Source organism: Candidatus Vallotiella adelgis, from assembly GCF_020541305.1.
Classification (GTDB): domain Bacteria; phylum Pseudomonadota; class Gammaproteobacteria; order Burkholderiales; family Burkholderiaceae; genus Mycetohabitans; species Mycetohabitans adelgis.
Map to the genome: position 1 here is coordinate 286,127 of NZ_CP047396.1, position 20,364 is coordinate 306,490.

A 20,364-nucleotide genomic window follows, 5' to 3' on the forward strand; every position below is an offset into this window, starting at 1 on the left:
GAGTAGTTTGAGGCAAAATAAGCCTGCCATTATATGACCGTAGTCAAACAAGCGTTCATCGAATGCCGCTGTATACAGCCCTATAGAGAAAATTGCATAAGCATGCGTTGAAGTAATCAGCACCAGCGCATCACTAGCTCCCTTATAATTAAATATAGCCATTTATTCCACCGCATTTTCACCGTCTTTCCGGCAGATTTCGACAATGAGCGATAGAAATACCAGGCTTGCAAAAAGTTTTAATCCTTCAACAATTGAGGCGTACTGGGGAGCAGAATGGGAAAGACGTGGCCACACGAAGACAACTTTAGATCCACATCGGTCCGACTTTGCAATTCATCTGCCGCCACCGAACGTAACCGGTACGCTGCACATGGGTCATGCGTTTAATCAGACGATTATAGATGGGTTAACCCGCTACCATCGGATGCACGGCAAGAACACGTTGTGGATACCCGGCACAGACCATGCTGGCATCGCTACGCAAATCGTTGTAGAGCGTCAACTTGATGAGCAAAAGCAATCACGGCATGAATTAGGACGGGAAAGCTTTATAAAACGCGTCTGGCAGTGGAAACAGGAATCAGGATCTACGATCACGCGGCAAATTCGTCGGCTCGGCGCGTCGACTGACTGGTCGCGCGAGTATTTCACGATGGATAAGCGTATGTCTCGCGTTGTTACTGATGTGTTCGTTTGCCTCTACCAGCAAGGGTTAATCTACCGCGGAAAACGGCTTGTAAACTGGGATCCAAAGTTAAGGACCGCGGTATCTGACTTAGAAGTTGTCAGCAAGGAGGAAGACGGCAAGCTCTGGTATATCCGCTATCCGCTTACTGATAGCTCAGACTACTTGACTATTGCGACCACACGACCAGAAACAATGCTCGGTGATGTTGCAGTGATGGTGCATCCGCAAGACGCGCGTTATGCAGCATTAGTCGGTAAAACCGTTATATTACCATTAGTTGGACGCGAAATCCCGGTGATCGCTGACAACTATGTGAAGCGCGAGTTTGGCACCGGCGCCGTTAAGGTCACGCCAGCGCACGATTTTAACGATTACCAGATCGGGAAACGCCACGGATTGCCCCAAATCACTGTGTTCACGCTCGACGCAAAGATTAACGAAAATTCGCCAGCTGCTTACCGTGGTTTAGATCGTTTCGATGCACGCACGCGCATCGTCTCAGATCTAAATACTCTTGGACTACTCGAGTCGGTTAAACCGCACCGGATACTTGTGTCGAGTAGTGATCGTACACAATCCATCATCGAGCCGATGCTTACTGATCAATGGTTTGTCGCAACAAGCCGGCCAGCGCCTAAAGACACGCTGTATCCAGGAAAGTCGATTGCGCAAACTGCCTTAGATGCAGTGCGGTTTGGCCATATTAAATTTGTACCGGAAAATTGGACCACTACATACTATCAGTGGCTGGAAAACATCGAAGACTGGTGTATCTCACGCCAACTCTGGTGGGGCCATCAGATTCCAGCCTGGTATGCAGATAATGGCCAGGTTTTCGTCGCACACAGTGAAGCCAATGCTCTTCAACAGGCCCGTATGCAAGGCTATAGCGGTACGCTTAAACGCGACGAGGATGTGCTTGATACCTGGTTCTCATCTGCGCTTGTACCGTTCTCATCGCTGGGATGGCCAAAATTGACGCCGGAACTCGAGCACTTCCTTCCGTCAACAGTGCTAGTGACGGGTTTCGACATCATCTTTTTCTGGATTGCTAGAATGGTGATGATGACCACTCATTTCACTGGAAAAGTTCCGTTTCATACCGTGTATGTACACGGCTTAGTTTGTGATACCGAAGGCCAAAAGATGTCTAAAAGCCGCGGTAATACCCTTGATCCAATCGATATTATTGATGGCATTAGCCTAGAGACACTCGTCAATAAACGCATAACTGGGTTGATGAAACCAGAGCAGGCAGCATCGATTGCGAAAAAGACACGCCAGGCCTTCCCAAGGGGGATTCTTGCCCATGGCGCTGATGCGCTACGCTGCACCATGGCGTCGATGGCTACGCTTGGGCGTAACGCAAATTTTGATCTAGCACGCTGCGAGGGGTATCGGAACTTTTGCAACAAATTATGGAATGCCACACGCTTTGTGTTAATGAATTGCGAGGGGCATGATTGCGGTATCGTGATGCCTCAAAGCGATTGTAGGCTGCATAATATGCTCGACTTCTCGCTGGTCGATCGGTGGCTGATATCGCTGTTGCAACGGGTTAAGGCGGACCTCGAAAAAGGCTTTTCTGACTACCGTTTCGATAATATCGTAAACACAGTTTACAAATTTGTCTGGGATGAGTATTGCGACTGGTACGTCGAATTGGCAAAAGTTCAGTTGAAGAATGGAACGCTAGCGCAGCAGCGGTGCACGCGGCGCACTTTGCTCAGAGTGCTTGAGACAATCCTGCGACTCTCGCACCCGTTGATGCCGTTTATTACCGAGGCACTATGGCAAAAAGTCGCACCGCTGGCTGGTCGGTATCCAGCCGGAACCGAAACCGGCGATGCCTCTGTGATGGTACAACCCTATCCGCGAAGCATCCTGGCGAAAATCGATGTGCAGGCAGAACAGTGGATGACCGAACTAAAGGAAGTAATTGATGCATGTCGTAATTTACGTGGCGAAATGAACCTATCGCCCACTATCCGAGTACCACTACTGGTAGGCGGGGACGCTGTTCGCTTGCGTGAATTTGCACCTTATATGCAAGCTCTTGCGCGATTATCAGAAGTCAGAGTGCTAGAAGACGAAGCTGCGCTCGATCAACAGGCGTATGGCGCACCTGTTGCTATTGTCGGCTCGAACAAGTTGGTATTGAAAGTAGAGGTTGACGTTGCAGCTGAACATGATCGATTAACTCGAGAAATCCACCGTATCAACGGTGAACTGGCCAAATGTCATGCCAAATTAAATAATAAGCCATTCTTAGACCACGCGCCAGCTGCCATCATTGACCAGGAGCGCAAGAGATTAGAAGATTCTAAGTTTATATTAAAAAAATTAACCATTCAACTCGAGCGGCTTCAGATATAGGCGCAGGGTTATCAGTAATAGGAGGGCAATTATTTTTATCGCACTATCTATTTTCCCAATATCGGGCCAACGTAGTACAACCGGAAGCGAACAGGGTAATTGAAGATGCTCAAAGTTACTAAGGCAGTATTTCCTGTAGCAGGTCTTGGCACGCGGTTCCTCCCAGCCACAAAAGCCAGCCCGAAAGAAATGCTTCCAGTGGTTGACAAGCCGCTGATTCAGTATGCGGTTGAAGAGGCTATTTCCGCAGGAATCACTGAAATGATTTTCGTAACGGGACGAAGCAAACGCGCTATCGAAGATCATTTCGATAAGTCGTATGAAATAGAATCAGAACTTGAGGCTCGCGGCAAGGATAAGCTACTCGAGTTAGTGCGCGGTATTAAGCCCAGCCATGTGGACTGCTTTTATGTTCGCCAGCCTGCAGCACTTGGGCTCGGGCATGCGGTACTATGCGCAGAAAAGCTTGTCGGTGACAATCCGTTCACGGTCATTCTTGCCGACGATCTGCTATATGGTCGACCGCCTGTGATGCAGCAGATGATCGAGGTATTCGAGCATTATCATAGTTCGGTAATCGGCATCGAAGAAGTGCCACACCAAGAAACAAAGTCTTATGGCATTGTTGATGGAAAAGAATGGGAGGATAGTATTGTCAAGATGTCGGGAATTGTAGAGAAGCCGGAGCCGGCGGTTGCACCATCTAATTTTGGTGTGGTCGGCCGCTATGTGCTTAGACCGCGCATCTTTAGTCACTTACGTGCGCTAAAGCCAGGTGCGGGTGGCGAATTGCAATTAACCGATGCAATCCAGTCGCTACTCGGTGACGAGCAGGTACTCGCGTATAAATACCACGGCACGCGATTTGACTGCGGCAGTAAACTGGGCTACTTAAAGGCAACTGTTGAGTTCGCGCTGCAGCACCCGGAGGTTTGTAGCGAATTCGCGGAATACCTGCGTATCCGTTCACCAGTACTCGAAGGCTAACGTCGCATCTTTTGGCGCCTTTACTCAACGCCGACGGATCAAAAATATACATGTCTTACCGTCATCAGTGCTGGCTTCGATCAGTGCGTTTTTAGTCTGCTTCGCAAACGCCGCGAAATCCGACTGCGCGCCGGGATCTGTTGCTAACACCTTCAGGATCTGGCCGCTTTGCATCTCGGCTAGCGCTTTTTTTGCGCGTAAAATTGGTAATGGGCAGTGCAACCCCCTCGCGTCGACTTCCTGGTGGACTTCCATCGAATTTTTACCATTAAAACTAAACGCAATGCACAGGTCTGCACTGCTTTCGGATGATATCGGGAACGACGCTGTTCTGCATCGTCGATGTTCTAGCTAGGTTATAGCTTAATCATACTATTTCGCTTTATAGTTTTCAGTGAAAACTGAAAACCTAGCAATTATTAAAATATGTAAAGCTGTATGACCTACACTCAGGCAATAACCCATGTTTACTGTTCCACACAAGCCCCATACAATAGGGAATATATTTGCCTTCACAGCTTCACGGATATATATACTCGAAAAAGTAGTCTATAAAGTAACCGGAATACTACTAAGCTTTATCTGCATTGGCAATGGAGTGTGCCGAACATGCATTTACAATGCAATATCTTATTTGATATAGAGATCACCTACCGCTCTACATGCTATTGTAGTTTGATGGGAGGGTACTCCGATTAATTAGGACGGACAATATTCTAGCGGACATTAGACAGACTACGCAACAGGGGAAATGATTTCAGCGCGTTGTTTACATTCGCATCGATACGTACACAGATTCTTGCTGTATCTACCGGCAGCACTAACAGACTCTTTACCAGAATGGAAATCCGGTCTTAGAGTCAAGCATTCTATCTATGTATTGTGCGGGATTAGTAGAAGAGTCTTCTCCACTGTCATCATAAAATTAGCGCTGTGATAGTTTCTTCCTGACCATAGTAGTCTTCTGTATATAGCTAAAGCAGAAGAATTAGTGCTGGCTATACTGCTTAGTGCTCTGCCATAATATGAGAGAGCATACAATAACATATGCTCAAACTCACATACGGCACTCGATTATGCCAAAGTAACTACTTGAGAAACTTATGTGAATTGTTACTTGCGACAATGTACTGATCTTCCCAGTCGCAGGGTGCTCTGATCACCATACTGTAGTGTATAGGTCACAAGCTCTATTATCGCGCATATGCTGAGCGCTGATGCTACTTTCATAGGTATACATAGGTATGTGTCATCTGTCGTTAAAAGGGTGTGCGATACATGCTTGAGCTGACTTTATTATAGAAACTATTGTGATGTTAGTCGATATACCACATTGATTACATTTACGAGAACTACTTAGCGCTTCCATGACTGTTTTTCTCAGTATTCCGAGCTGGAAGCAGGCTATTGTACTGCTAACTCGACACAGATCGGTTATTGTGCGACGTACTTACCAGGTGGGTTTGGATCCATGCTCTAACACTGGATAGTGCCGCTGGTAGCTTCGATGGATCGGTACCGCCAGCTCGCGCTATATTTGAACAGCCACCACCTTTTCCACCAACCTGCTTAGCAACAAAGTTAACTAACTCGTCAGCGTGAATCTTTTTGCTTACATCGGTTGTCACGCCAGCAATCAGGCTGACCTTCAAGGAGTCGACACTCGCCAGCACGACTGCTGCATGCTTCAGCCTGTCCTTCAGCTTATCAAGCATATGACGCAGCGTTTTCGCATCAGCGACTTCAAGCTGGGCTGTTAACACATACACGCCCGCTACGTCGACTGCCTGGCTGGCTAACTCGTCGGCCTGGCCCAATGCAACCTTTGATTTGATTTGCGCCAGCTCTCTTTTCAGGGCTTTAAGCTGATCCCAAACCTGTGCGATGCGTGGAGCAAGCAGTGCTGGCTGGATATGCAGTACCTCGGAAGCCTCCGCGAGCGTTATCTCTAAACTCTGCACATAACGCACCGCGTTGTCTCCGGTCATTGCTTCGATGCGACGAATTCCTGCTGCAACTCCCCCCTCAAATATAATCTTAAAAAAACCTATATCACCAGTACGCTGTACATGTGTTCCACCGCACAACTCTCGCGAAAAGCCCAGGTCGAACACACGGACCTCGTCGTCATACTTTTCGTCGAATAGCGATATTGCGCCCAACTGAACTGCATCGTTGAACGGCATCACCCGCGAGATACCTGCCGAATTGGTAAAAATCTCGGCATTGACTAACACCTCGATTTTATGGATTTCATCGTGACTAAGTGGAGCATGATGCGAGAAATCGAAACGGGTTTTTTCTGGATCAACTAGCGAGCCTTTTTGTTGTACATGCGGACCTAACAGCTCACGTAATGCCTGGTGCATTAAGTGTGTCGCAGAGTGATTACGCGAGGTACGTGCGCGCCGATCAGCATTAATATGAGCGCTAACGACATCGCCGACTCTTAGCTCGCCATGCTCAACAGCACCACGGTGGCCAACTACATTAGTCCGGATTTTCAACGTATCGGACACTGAAAAGCGCATTGTGGAATTTCTGATTGTTCCCTGGTCACCGACTTGGCCACCCGACTCTGCATAGAAAGACGTCTGATTTAGAACAACTATACCTTGCTGGCCAACCCCTAGCGATGACACTGCTTTAGTATCAGCATAAACCGCAATAACTTTAGCATGCTCTAATACGTGTTTTTCGTATCCGTGAAATGTTGTTTTATTACCCCTATAGTCAAGCGTTTTAGCTGTTCGGAACTGGCTAACTAACCGCGCTTGCGCACGCTGTCGCTTCATTGCTTCGTCAAATTCTAGCTTGTTAACGCTGATGCCTCGCTCACGGCACACGTCCTCTGTCAAATCTAGAGGAAAACCATACGTATCGTGAAGCTTGAATGCAAGTTCACCGTTAAGCACTTTTGCATTATGCGAAAGGAGTTTCGACAACGCGGCGTCTATAATCGACATCCCATGCTCAATCGTTTCAGAGAACCGTTCCTCTTCGTGGCGCAGCACATCGATGATGTGCTGTTGTGCTGCCTGTAGTTCCGGATATACCCTACCCATCTCGTCGGCTAAATCTTTGACTAGCCGATGAAAGAACGAGTGCTTATGGCCAAGCTTATAGCCGTGGCGGATGGCGCGCCGCACAATACGGCGCAGCACGTAGCCCCGACCTTCATTGCTCGGCATCACCCCATCGACGATTATAAAGCTACATGCGCGAATATGGTCAGCAATTACCTTCAATGAGTTGTGCGCGAGATCCGATACACCAGTTTCGCGAGCTGCCGCAGAAATTAGTTGTTTGAATAGATCTATCTCATAGTTACTGTGCGCGTGTTGCAATACCGCAGCAAGCCGCTCTAGACCCATTCCAGTATCAACGCACGGCTTTGGCAAAAGCGTCAGGTGGCCTCGAGAATCGCGGTTAAATTGCATAAACACGAGGTTCCATATCTCAATGAAGCGCTCACCATCCTCGTCGACTGATTTTGGTGGCCCGCCCAATACTCTCGGGCCGTGATCATAAAAGATTTCCGAGCATGGTCCACATGGACCAGTATCGGCCATTTGCCAAAAATTATCCGAGGCATAGCGCGCGCCCTTGTTATCATCTATGCGAATAATCTGATTAAGCGGCACGCCGATCTCTTTTGCCCATACGTTGTAGGTCTCTTCATCTTCGTGGTAGACGGTCACGGTCAGCTTCTCTGGCGGTAATCGGTAGACGCATGTGAGAAGCTCCCACGCATAGTGAATCGCGTCGCTTTTGAAATAATCACCGAATGAGAAATTGCCTAGCATTTCAAAGAACGTATGGTGTCTAGCGGTATAGCCGACGTTCTCCAGGTCATTATGCTTACCGCCGGCCCGAACGCTGCGCTGCACGGTTGTAGCCCGCGAGTATGGCCGCGTCTCAGTACCCAAAAAAACGTCCTTAAACTGCACCATGCCAGAGTTAGTGAATAGCAATGTTGGATCATTTGTAGGCACTAAGCTCGAGGAGCGAACAATTGTATGGCCCTTCGATGCAAAGAACTGCAGGAACTTCTCACGGATTTCAGCGGCTCTCATGGTGTACTTCGAGTAAATCTGACACTAGTGCGCCAGTGTATATCGAGTGAATTCCCGGATATGGAAACGTTTATTTAGACAGCCTATTATACTGGATATACAAAACAGCATAGTTTATGCGAATTAGTCTACCCTTATACACTAAGTACAATTATTGTATTTGTAAGAAGATATGTTGAGTTTGTAAGAGCCATGACTGTATGAGAGTACTGAACTCAGAGGCTTATACTCAAAAATTCCTATTACAATAAACGCTAGTGAACTTCGCCTTAGATGCAACTCAGATAGATCCGCTGAATCAAGTGACGATGATGGTAGTGCAAGAGAATCTACTATCTCGGTACGACTCAGTCAGCGATAATATATGGAAAAATCTAGGTATCTTCTCTGGTCATGAAAAGTAAAAATCGATCCGTGAGCATAGATATCGCAACTTAATAGAGACAATATTTGTGTTGCGAGCTAGCCGCCCGCGTAGATTCGGCGCTCGCAAGCCAAAAGGTAGATTGATTAGAAAATTAGGGGATGAACTACGCAGAATTACAGTAAGTCAAGTTCAATCTGAAATGTTACTTGATCGTATAAGCATGGCATGTCGGCTTGACGAACCCGAGCAATAATATCTCATACTAAAAAGTCGACTAAGTAAAAACAAGCGCGCTGCGGACTCTGAATCCGCATACCGATATAGAACTAGCTAGAATATCCTACCTACGGCACAGGCATACTCGCCACATGATACGAACAGTTAGCAACTGTCGCCGGGCGATGTCTAACGCATCATCTGCTAATAATGCCAAGCAGCGGAAATAGATAATGAAAACGCAAAAGGATCGTGCCAGTAGCCTAGTGCACTCGAATCTTAAAGGTATACAGGTTGGCAATAACTTGAAGGGAGACGTAAAAATAAGCGAATCTTGCATGCACGTTGATCATGACCAAGTTGCTTGATACCCTGCGTAAGCAGGGAGAATAATATCCCCCCTACCCAAACCAGACATCTAATGGCCAGACACCAACTAGATTGCTAGCAATCACGTTAACTATTGGCGTAGCTGTTGACAGGCCAACATGCAGTGGCACATCTCTAAACTATTGCCCCCATTTTTTATATTTCTCTGGATGCGAAAATTACTAATGACAGGGAGAATTTCGAAACGAGCGATACTGGAAGTATCGTCTTTGTCGGCGCTACTCTTGCTGGCTATCTTTTTTCTATGACCGAATTTTTTGCATGCACACTAAAATAGAAGGGATTCTAAGAAGCGGAGATGCAGGGTGAAAATTGATGGCACTGTATAGCTATCATCATAATAGCTATACAGTGCCATCCTGCTGGGAGCAACACTACTCTGTTACGTCGGGTAAAATAAGACGTTGTAAATATCGACCGGCCTTTATTCAGGCCGCTCCACTCTGCCCGCTCATGAATATCGAACTCAACAACACAAGATCAGACACTAAGCCTGGCCAACATTCTCATACCTCTACCGGCGTGATAACATCAGCATCGAATGAACCAACCACCGCATCAAACTTCATTCGCCATATTATTGACCACGACAACCAGTCCGGTAAGTGGGGCCAACGAGTCGAGACGCGCTTCCCGCCGGAGCCGAACGGTTATCTGCATATTGGTCATGCTAAAAGCATCTATGTAAATTTTGGCATCGCACGCAACTACGGTGGAGTGTGCCACTTGCGCTTTGACGACACGAATCCCGAAAAAGAGGATGTCGAGTATGTGAACTCGATCATCGACGCGGTTCGATGGCTCGGTTTTGATTGGCACAAGGACGGGCGCGAACACCTGTACTTTGCTAGTGATTACTATGACAAGCTATACGCATTTGCCGAACTACTCATTCGTCGAGGAAAAGCTTATGTAGACAGCCAGAATACAGAACAAATACGTACTACGCGCGGCACACTGACCGAACCAGGTACGCCTTCGCCGTATCGAAGTCGCTCTCCGGAAAAAAACCTGGCATTATTCCATCGGATGAGAGCGGGCGAATTTTCCGAGGGTGAACATGTATTGCGCGCAAAGATCGACATGGGGTCGCCGAATATTAATATGCGCGACCCAGTGATTTATCGAATTCGCTTTACCAATCACTACCGCACCGGTAATACATGGTGCGTATACCCAATGTACGACTATGCTCACTGCATCTCCGATGCGCTGGAGAATATCACGCATTCGTTATGCACACTTGAGTTCGAGAATCACCGGCCACTGTACCAATGGTTTCTTGCGGAACTGGCTGATGCCGGTGTATTGACGCATCCGCTGCCGCAGCAAATTGAGTTCTCGCGGCTCAACCTAACCTATGTAATCACGAGTAAACGTAAGCTGCTGCAACTGGTAGAGGAAAAGCATGTAGACGGCTGGGATGATCCGCGCATGCCGACAATCGTCGGGTTACGCCGTCGTGGTTTTACGCCGGAGAGCATCCGGTTAATGTGCGAGCGTACTGGGCTGACTAAGATTAACTCGTGGATCGATTTTGAACTACTTGAGGCAGCTCTGCGAGAGGATTTAGATGAAAAGCCCCCGCGCGTAATCGCTGTACTCGATCCACTCAAACTTATTATAGATAATTATCCGAAGGATTGTGAAGAAATATGCAGCGCGCCAGTACACCCTCGTCATCCGGACCGAGGTATAAGGACTTTCCCATTTTCGCGGGAGCTATGGATTGAGCGTGAAGACTTCAATGAAAATCCACCAAAAGGCTATTTCCGGTTATTTCAGGGAAATCGCGTACGGCTACGCTATGGTTTTGTTGTCGAGTGTACAAGTATAGAGAAGGATGATCATAATCACATCCTTGCAGTACATTGCAACTATTTCCCGGATAGCAAGTCTGGAACCCAGGGCTCGAATCATTACAAGATAAAAGGCAATATCCACTGGGTCAGTGTTCCCCATGCGTACCGAGCCGAAGTGCGCCTGTACGACCGACTCTTCAAGGAACCGCAGCCGGATGCCGGCGGCCGTAACTTCCTTGAAGCGCTGAACCCAAATGCTAAGCGCGTGGTAACCGCTTACCTAGAGCCGGGTGCACAAAAATTCTTGCCTGAAGATCGCGCTCAGTTTGAGCGGCATGGCTACTTCGTCGCAGATCGTGTCAACTCAGTACCTGGCCAACCGGTGTTCAACCGAATTGTTAGCCTTCGAAGCAGTTGGATGAAGCCTAAGTCATAAGTTACATGACGTTCACTAGAAATTCCCTGTAATCGGCATTGCACTAACGGAAAAACCCTTCCTTCTAATTTTAGAAGAGATTATGAAAAATACTAAACAGTCTCAGGCTCAGGACATGCTGAACTCAGCAAAGCGTACCTATCACTTCAGAAACAGTTCTACCTCGGCGGGCATATGCCATTAGAGATAGTCAGATGATTAGGGATAGTAAGATGTAGCTAGTGGTATGTAAATACCCCACACGAGCGGAAGTTGACGCAGATAGCGGAAGTTGACGCAGATGCTAGAAACTCTGGTTCTACTATTTTTAATAAATTTTCAGTATGCATATACTGCCAGAGCTCACACAAAAAGATTGTGTGAAAAGACAAGACTTAGTTTCAAGAGAGAGGGGTTGACAGGCAAGATTGAATAGCTGTCCGCTGTTGTGGTTATTATATGATATAAGCAGACTATATCTGCTAGTCGGATAAAACATTGTTTTTTAGATAGATGATGTAATAGATACAAAAACACTTAAAACTTTTAAAAGCTATTACAGATTTTGTATTTTATCACTACTATTACATCTGTTTTGGTGGCGACGAAAGCTAAGAAGCTTAAGCCGATGCGCTATTCTGAGAAGCCTGGCGCGCAAACTGGCTTACATGAGGCCAGCGCGTGAAGTACATGGGCTGCAGCGACGAAGCCAAAGCCGCCGGTTACACACACACTAGAGCCAAAACCAGCGCAGTTAAGGCGGCCAAATGCTGCTGTTCGATGCCAGCCACCTGCATTCGCTTTTGGGTAGATTAATTGCTCATCTGAGTAGACTGCTGGAACGTTAAACTTAGCTTTCGTAGCGCGCGGAAATCCGTAGTGTTTTCGCAACTGTACTCGCACTTTTGATAATAGTGGATCCTGAATAGTATGGGCTAGATCATTGATGCGAATTCGAGTCGGATCAAGTTGTCCACCTGCGCCGCCCACTGTTACCAGTGGTATCCGTTTCTGTACACACCATGCTATTAGCGCCGCTTTAGTGCGCACGCTATCAATAGCATCGACGATATAGTTGTACCTATCGCCAAGTCTCGTATCTAGGTTATCGAATCCAACAAAATCCTCAACTTGCGTAACCACGCACTGCGGATGGATTTCTGCGATCCGTTCGGCCATTGCAGCGACTTTTGGTTTTCCATAGTTTCCATTCAATGCATGGATCTGGCGATTTGTGTTGCTTTCCGAAATGTTATCTAGATCAATTAGCGTTAGATATCCAACTGCACTGCGTGCTAGTGCTTCGGCCACCCATGAGCCAACACCGCCGATACCTATGACTGCAACATGACAGCGCTTGAATGCGTGCACCGTTTCTTCGCCGTACAATCGTGCTACACCGCCGAAACGGCGCAGATAGTTAGCCCTCTCAAATCTAGAATAACGCGCTGTAAATAGCATGTGAAACGGATATTTTTGATACTAAAACGGTATAACGCATTCAAATACGCGAATACGCAATGTGGAATCTAACAACCCCTATTCTAGTTAGGGCGAACGCGTTGCTGTATATCGAATGCTATCATTATTTTCTGATATACTTGGCTGTCATTAGTAATCATGTAATAAAATGGGCTCATTTTCTAATTTGCGAAAAAACTACGAGTTTAGCACATTAGCAAAATCTGATGTCGACCTCGATCCGATCCAACAGTTCGATCGCTGGTTCAAGCAAGCAGTCGATGCCAAACTTCCCGAACCAAATACGATGACGCTGGCCACTGTCGACGAGTGTGGCCGTCCGAATGCCCGTATTATCTTAATCAAAGGAGTCGATATACAGGGATTCACGTTCTTTACTAACTACCAGAGTTGTAAAGGTCTGGAGCTAGCGCATAACCCGTATGCTACTTTACTCTTTTATTGGATTGAGCTGGAGCGTCAAGTTCGCATTCAAGGAAGGGTGAGCAAAACTACCAACGCGGAAAGCGACACCTATTTTGCATCTCGTTCGGTTGGTTCACGCATTGGTGCGTGGGCGTCAAAACAAAGCTCAATGCTATATAATCGCGCAGAACTAGAGGCACGTGAGGTACATTTTACAGCTCAGTTCGGGAACAACCCGCCACGTCCGCCACACTGGGGCGGCTATCGGCTGACTCCAAACATAATGGAATTTTGGCAGGGACGGCCATCTCGAATGCATGATCGAATTCAGTATCTAAGAAATCCAGACAATACGTGGAAGATCGTTCGTCTATCGCCGTAATCCTCCCCAAATTCTAGTCTTTACTTAGGTCTAAGCTTTATATAAGGCTGGATTACAACCCCAGAAAACCCTTACCCTCCTATAAGAGGGTAATAGTTATGCCTGCTTGCCTATTTAAAAAGGGGGTATTTATTTTTTCGAGAAAAAAGTACGAAACAGACTTCTTAAGTACAAGAAAAAGCTGATTAGCCTTTAACAGATCAGCCGCCTTAAATTTTTCCCTATCATACTTATAATATAATTTCAGCATTAATAAGTTGCTTTAGGTCAACGAAAGCTCAATATAGTCTCAGGTGTTTACCGCGCTCTCCTGTAGTTAGGGATAGCCAGCTTTAGTTACCCCGAGGTTGCCATACGCACAACCTCGGCCAGGGCTTGTGCATAACCACTAGCTTCGTCCGCCTGCTGCGCTTCAACCATCACGCGTAGCACTGGTTCGGTGCCAGATGCACGGATTAGCACTCGACCAGAGTGACCTAATGACCGGTCAGCCTGTGCAACAGCCTCATGAATTGCAGTATTACCTCTCCAGTCAGCACATGGGATCATCTGCACATTGACTAGCGCTTGTGGAAATAATGTCAGATCGCCGAGCAATTGAGATAGCGGCTGACCGCTACGCTTGATTGCAGCCAGCACAAGCAGCGCCGATATAATTCCGTCGCCGGTCGTATGATGGTCTAGCGATAAGATATGACCTGAACCTTCGGCACCAAGTTGCCAACCCCGCTTGCGAAGTTGTGCCAAAATATAGCGATCGCCTACCTCGGCGCGCACAAATTCGACACCGAGCTGCTGTATCGCAACCTCTACTGCTAAGTTCGTCATTAACGTGCCGACTGCACCAGGCACTGATCCGTGTGTAGTGATGCGATCCTTTACAAGGATATACAGTAGCTCATCACCATTATATAGACGGCCAAACGCATCGACAATTTGTAGCCGATCTGCATCTCCATCTAGCACGATCCCCAAATCGGCATGATGAGCATGTACAGCTTCCACTAATGTATTGGGCGCGGTCGCTCCTACCCCGTTATTAATATTGAAACCGTTTGGAGTAATACCAATCGATATAACATTAGCTCCTAGCTCATGGAATACATGTGGCGCAACCTGATATGCTGCGCCGTTTGCACAATCGATAACAAGCTTCAGTCCACACAAATCAAATGCAGCTGGAAATGTGCTTTTACAGAATTCGACGTAGCGTCCTGCCGCATCATCCAGGCGCCTGGCTTTACCGAGCTGCTCGGACGATGCACAAATCATTGGTTGATCAATCTGATCTTCGATAGCATCCTCTATCGCGTCAGGTAGCTTATTGCCATGCCTCGAAAAAAACTTGATACCATTATCATAATAAGGATTATGCGACGCACTAATCACTACGCCGGCAGTTAGGCGTAGTGCACGTGTTAGATACGCGATACCTGGCGTAGGCATGGGGCCGGCTAGCATCACATCGATGCCAGCAGAAGAGAATCCTGCTTCTAACGCCGCTTCGAACATATAGCCTGAAACTCGCGTATCCTTACCAATCAATATAGTTGACCGCCTGCTACCAATAATGTCCGTGCCAGCAAGTACTTTACCTGCTGCATAACCAAGGCGTAGCATAAAGTCGGGGGTAATCGGCGCTCTACCCACTTTTCCACGAATACCGTCTGTGCCAAAATAACGACGCCTCATTGCACTCCTCTTTTCATGCTGTACGACATGCAGACCGGCAACATGCGCTATTTATTGTTTTAGCTAGCTATGCAAAGATTGCGCATCGCGCCATAGTCTTGCCCGTATCGTCTGCCAAACCTTCTCAAAGCATCGACCATCGGCGCAACATCGCGTACACGCGCACAATCGCTGCGCTGCGATCGACCGCTGCTAGGCATACCGGAAAGACTGCTAGCCCTATCAGCATGCTGCGATCTGTAATTACGCCTATCATCTCCTTACGGGATGGACTTACAACACTCGGTACTCTAGCGAGTACGGCCTGAGAGAACTCGCGCAGCAGCATTAAGTGATGTTCATTTGTCTTCCCAAAACCAAATTCCGGATTAACATAGAATCGGTCTCCGGCAATTCTGGCACACTTTAGTGATAAGACCCCCCCGATCGTTGAGAAAATCGTGGACATCCATAACAATTTTGGTACTGCGGCTTGCGTTGCATCGCACCGGGAGCCCGCAATGCGTGTCACATACTGCAGCGAGTTCGCTTATCTAATATAGGCCCCAAATATCATTAATTAATCTGCTCCCTCATCGATCATTTCACGAGCTGCATCATAGCTAATGCAGCATCATCCACTATAAAATGCTCATCACTAGAGGCCGCGCGTCGCGCGTAAGCCCGAAGAGCGGCCCGCATTACAACACTGAGCCAGCATCGGAGCTGAATGTATTGAGGTGGTGAACATTAAACAGCAATACAAGAAGAAAAAATAGTAAAGAGCTGGTATTGGACTCAGCCCTTTGCAAGAAAAAGTTTACACCCACGCGGTGGTAGCCTCTCCAGGCGTAGGTTTTGTTTCAGTACCTCCACTTGTTCCATCACCAGTTCCTCCGCTCGATGCATCGCTAGATGGCGGAATCGGGTTTTTTGGCGAACGCGGATCAGTGCCGGACATAATATCGTTAATCTGATCTGCATCGACTGTTTCCCATTCTAGCAATGCCTTAGCCATTGCCTTAACCTTTTCAGGGTTATCTTGAAGCAACGTGCGCGCGAGCGCATATTGCTCGTCGAGGATACGACGAATTTCCGAGTCGACTTTTTGTTGCGTTGCCTCGGATACCGAGCGCGACGACATACGGCCGAACACACCGTCTTGCTCGGTATCAATATAGACCATCGTCCCAAGTACGTCAGACATTCCATAGCGAGTTACCATATCGCGAGCCATCTTAGTTGCTCGTTCGAAATCATTAAACGCACCAGTCGACATTGAGTTTAAGAAAACCTCTTCTGCAGCTCTGCCGCCGAACAAGATCGCGATCTCCTCGAGCATTTTATCGCGGTATAGGTTAACGCGATCATGCTCGGGTAATTGCCATGTAACGCCAAGCGACCATCCGCGGGGCATAATAGTTACCTTATGCACTGGATCAGCGTATGGTAGAAGCTTCGCGACAACCACATGCCCTGACTCGTGATACGCCGTATTGCGACGCTCTTCTTCGCGCATCACGGCTGATTTCCGCTCCGGACCCATAAAAATCTTGTCTTTGGCATCCTCGAAATCCTGCATTTCAACAATGCGTTTACTGCGCCGTGCGGCAAATAGTGCAGCTTCATTAACTAAATTAGCAAGGTCCGCGCCGGAAAAGCCTGGCGTACCGCGCGCCACCACTGATGCATCAACATCATTCGAAATTGGCACTTTACGCAAATGGACTTTCAGAATTTGCTCGCGTCCACGGATGTCCGGTAAGCCAACGTAGACCTGGCGGTCGAAACGCCCAGGACGGAGCAAGGCTTTATCTAGAACATCGGAGCGATTAGTAGCAGCAATAACGATTACACCTGAATTAGCTTCGAAACCGTCCATCTCGACCAGCATCTGGTTTAGTGTCTGTTCGCGCTCGTCATTGCTACCACCCATACCAGCGCCGCGATGGCGCCCAACTGCATCAATTTCGTCGACGAACACGATGCAGGGCGCGTGTTTCTTCGCCTGTTCAAACATGTCGCGCACACGTGCTGCGCCTACACCAACAAACATTTCAACGAAGTCTGAACCAGAAATACTAAAAAATGGCACCTTCGCTTCACCGGCGATCGCACGTGCAAGCAGAGTCTTGCCAGTTCCTGGTGGTCCAACAAGCAAAACTCCTCGTGGAATTCTGCCACCAAGCTTCTGAAACTTTTGCGGATCACGCAGGAAATCGACTAGCTCAGATACTTCTTCTTTTGCCTCATCACAACCTGCAACGTCAGTAAAATTGACCGAGTGGTTATTTTCATCGATGAGCCGCGCTCGCGACTTGCCGAACGAAAACGCCCCGCCTTTTCCGCCACCCTGCATCTGTCGCATTACGTAGAACCAAAATCCAATGATCAGGATCGTCGGACCGAGGTAGTAGAGTGCAGATACCAGCGCATTCGGTTCGTCATCCGCTTTGCCACTAACCTGAACACCATACTTCATCAAATCACCGACCATCCAAATGTCGCCGGGCGATATAATTTGGTATTTCTGTCCGCTCTTAGGGGTAATAGTGAGGTCGCGTCCCTGGACTATAACGTTTTTAATCTTGCCATTCTTCGCGTCGCCCATAAACTGCGAATATGTGACGTCTTCCTGGATGCGGGGCTTGTCAAACTGCTTGAACACCGTAAACAGTACCAGTGCGATAACAAACCACACTACCACCTTGGAAAACATGTTGTTGCTCAATGCACCACTCCTTGACTTATATAGGGCGGTATCCGACCTTTATCCAGAAAGCCAACCACCCCTAGGAATTCTAATCCAGTTCACCCACCCCTGGTCATAAAGATTAGATCTCGGTTAGAGATCAACAAAACTCGACAAAACAACTTATTGCACATAACACAGAAATGGTTTAGTAGCGGACTAGTATTTCCGTACTTACGCATGTAGATGCTTCTGCATGCGACCAAGAATGAATGTTTCTGATGATTTATCGCGCGAAGCTTTCGGCTTGCGCGCCCCCACGATTTTAAAGTGCTGTTTAAATCGCTCGACGAGCTGACTATATCCGCTACCGTGAAAGCACTTGACTAACAGTGCTCCTTGTGGCGACAGGTGATTCTTTGCAAATTCAAGTGCCAAGTCGCATACGTGCGTGATCCGTGCCGCATCTGCTACCGAAATGCCGGATAGGTTGGGGACCATATCAGAAATGATAAGGTCTACGGCTCGGCCATTAACAGCCTCTTTTAGCTGCATCAGCACAGCATTGTCTCGAAAATCGCCCTGGATAAATGTCACGTTGGCTATTGGTGCCATCGCTATAATATCTAGCGCAATGATCGTACCATCAATGCCGCTATTGGCGCGGTGAGATTTAAGCGAAAGCTTGTTGCGTGTATATTGACTCCAACTGCCTGGCGCAGCACCTAGATCGACAATTACTTGTTTAGGGTAGATTAATTTGTCCTGTTCATCTATTTCCTTAAGTTTATACGCCGCACGTGCCCGATATCCTTCATGCTGAGCAAGCTTGACGTACGGATCATTAATGTGGCGATACAACCACGATTGATTAAAACGGTTTTTTGCCATAAAAGAGTTTAAATTTAGCCTGAAAAACATAGTCACGCGACTCTTTTAGCAAATAATAAGCGCCTGTTTAAGCTGCACTGTCCGAGAACTGCCTTACCGAATTATTCATATTTCATCTCTTCGCTCGCAAGTTTATTTGCTGCAGGCCAGTCGCACACATTAGCGAAAATAGCTTTGACTGGTGTAGTACTTAACTAAAGTAATGTAAACCCTGAAAACATATGAGTGTAATTATTACTTATATGTTCGGTAAGGAATGCGAATTGTCTTAGGAAAAACGATTAGTAATCATTGGTTCACAGCATTTATTTAGTATATTGGCACGCTACTGGTGATATAGAAATATTGATCAAAGCAGCGGGCACCCTAATCCGTAGCGCGCAACATATCATTAGGTTCACAAGCTATTTGGCGTGATAAAGAGCTAAAAACACTAGCGAGTCCTAGCAGGATGCAATCATGCACAATCCGGCAGGATGTATTCGTTAATATAGCGACAATGTGTGATCGCTGAAATATAAACTTCGTAGCAATGAGAGAGCACTATACTAACATGCTATCGAGCATACTTTGTATGCACTAGATAACACTACATACAGGGTGAAACTCCCTAAAGTGTGCTGAGTAGATATAATAATCTACATTAATTTTATCTTGAATTTCAGTTTTCTGCACCGAAATACGCAATCCGTTTATAAATGTTTGTAGTAGGAAATAGTTATGCAGCAACCACGAAAATTGTAAGCGCGAGGAAGGGTAGCACAACACTATCTATACCACGTGCTAATCACTCCCTCGTATTTAGAGTAGAAGGGGTATCGACCATACGGTTATGGTCGATAAATATGAACATAGTCATTGCTCCCCCCCGGGGGGAGCAATGCTAACAAGACAGCCGACTCGAAGTATTATGAACAAGTAGAGCAAACACTGTGAAATTATCCTCGAATGACACGATTGACAAAAACATACTAAGTTACTCGTAACGTACTGCGATGATCTGGTACTCGCGCACACCGCTTGGGGCTTGTACCGCTGCTACATCGCCCTCAAACTTACCAATTAACGCACGAGCAATTGGAGAACTAACTGATATTAGGCTATGCTCAAGATCTGCTTCGTCATCTCCAACGATTTGGTAGGTAACCTTACCAGCAGAATCGAGATCCTCGAGATCAACAGTGGCACCGAATACGACACGCCCGTCTGCATCGACCGTTTTCGGATCAATGATCTGCGCGGCTGATAACTTCGATTCTAGTTCAGCGATTCGGCCTTCGATAAACGCCTGCTTTTCTTTCGCGGCATCGTACTCAGCATTTTCTGATAAATCACCTTGTGCGCGTGCCTCGGCGATCGCGTCGATCACCGAGGCACGCTCGACCGATTTCAGTCGTTGCAATTCGTTACGCAGTTGGTTGGCACCGCGCTTCGTCAGTGGAATAGTGCTCATAAACAGTTCAAGATTAAAAAATTACCGCGGTTGAGCGGACATCCCTGGAATAGGGTGCGATCAACCGC

Annotated in this window: 12 protein-coding genes; 4 read left to right on the forward strand and 8 right to left on the reverse strand. The window is 47.2% G+C overall.

Going from position 1 to position 20,364, the window contains the following annotated elements:
* The first annotated feature begins 205 nt into the window (after positions 1-205).
* A complete protein-coding gene (locus GJV44_RS01110; RefSeq protein WP_226806673.1) occupies positions 206-3,067 on the forward strand; it encodes a valine--tRNA ligase in 2,862 nt (953 codons plus the stop codon).
* 105 nt (positions 3,068-3,172) lie between these two features.
* On the forward strand, positions 3,173-4,054 hold the full coding sequence (gene galU, locus GJV44_RS01115; RefSeq protein ID WP_226806674.1) for a UTP--glucose-1-phosphate uridylyltransferase GalU: 882 nt from the start codon (positions 3,173-3,175) through the stop codon (positions 4,052-4,054).
* Positions 4,055-4,078: 24 nt separating this feature from the next.
* Here galU and GJV44_RS01120 read toward each other — a convergent pair whose 3' ends face one another.
* The gene (locus GJV44_RS01120) at positions 4,079-4,309 is read right to left on the reverse strand and encodes a sulfurtransferase TusA family protein (RefSeq protein ID WP_226806675.1); all 231 of its coding nucleotides are present in this window, start codon (positions 4,307-4,309) and stop codon (positions 4,079-4,081) included.
* Positions 4,310-5,469: 1,160 nt separating this feature from the next.
* Positions 5,470-8,130: an alanine--tRNA ligase gene (gene alaS, locus GJV44_RS01125; RefSeq protein ID WP_226806676.1), complete on the reverse strand. Its 2,661-nt coding sequence runs from the start codon at positions 8,128-8,130 to the stop codon at positions 5,470-5,472.
* Positions 8,131-9,556: 1,426 nt separating this feature from the next.
* Here alaS and GJV44_RS01130 point away from each other — a divergent pair.
* On the forward strand, positions 9,557-11,341 hold the full coding sequence (locus GJV44_RS01130; RefSeq protein WP_420885745.1) for a glutamine--tRNA ligase/YqeY domain fusion protein: 1,785 nt from the start codon (positions 9,557-9,559) through the stop codon (positions 11,339-11,341).
* A 612-nt stretch (positions 11,342-11,953) separates the two neighbouring features.
* On the opposite strand, the gene tcdA is transcribed toward GJV44_RS01130, so the two are convergent.
* Positions 11,954-12,781 carry a tRNA cyclic N6-threonylcarbamoyladenosine(37) synthase TcdA gene (gene tcdA, locus GJV44_RS01135; RefSeq protein WP_226806677.1) on the reverse strand — a complete coding sequence of 276 codons (828 nt, stop codon included), beginning with the start codon at positions 12,779-12,781 and terminating at the stop codon, positions 11,954-11,956.
* Between the two features lie 169 nt (positions 12,782-12,950).
* Between tcdA and pdxH the strand changes: the two genes are divergently transcribed.
* Positions 12,951-13,589, forward strand: a complete 639-nt coding sequence (gene pdxH, locus GJV44_RS01140) for a pyridoxamine 5'-phosphate oxidase (protein WP_226806678.1) — start codon at positions 12,951-12,953, stop codon at positions 13,587-13,589.
* A 336-nt stretch (positions 13,590-13,925) separates the two neighbouring features.
* On the opposite strand, the gene glmM is transcribed toward pdxH, so the two are convergent.
* The 5 genes from glmM to greA all read right to left on the reverse strand — a co-directional run bounded on the left by glmM (position 13,926) and on the right by greA (position 20,296).
* Entirely contained in the window at positions 13,926-15,281 is a 1,356-nt protein-coding gene (gene glmM, locus GJV44_RS01145) for a phosphoglucosamine mutase (RefSeq protein WP_226806679.1), read from the reverse strand.
* 124 nt (positions 15,282-15,405) lie between these two features.
* Positions 15,406-15,792 carry a dihydropteroate synthase gene (locus GJV44_RS01150; protein ID WP_226806680.1) on the reverse strand — a complete coding sequence of 129 codons (387 nt, stop codon included), beginning with the start codon at positions 15,790-15,792 and terminating at the stop codon, positions 15,406-15,408.
* A gap of 288 nt (positions 15,793-16,080) precedes the next feature.
* Positions 16,081-17,991, reverse strand: a complete 1,911-nt coding sequence (ftsH, locus tag GJV44_RS01155) for an ATP-dependent zinc metalloprotease FtsH (RefSeq protein ID WP_226806681.1) — start codon at positions 17,989-17,991, stop codon at positions 16,081-16,083.
* Between the two features lie 195 nt (positions 17,992-18,186).
* Complete coding sequence (locus GJV44_RS01160) at positions 18,187-18,843, reverse strand: RlmE family RNA methyltransferase (RefSeq protein ID WP_226806682.1); 657 nt, start codon at positions 18,841-18,843, stop codon at positions 18,187-18,189.
* Between the two features lie 976 nt (positions 18,844-19,819).
* Positions 19,820-20,296 (reverse strand): transcription elongation factor GreA, encoded by a 477-nt coding sequence (greA, locus tag GJV44_RS01165; RefSeq protein WP_226806683.1) that lies wholly within the window; start codon positions 20,294-20,296, stop codon positions 19,820-19,822.
* Positions 20,297-20,364: the final 68 nt, after the last annotated feature.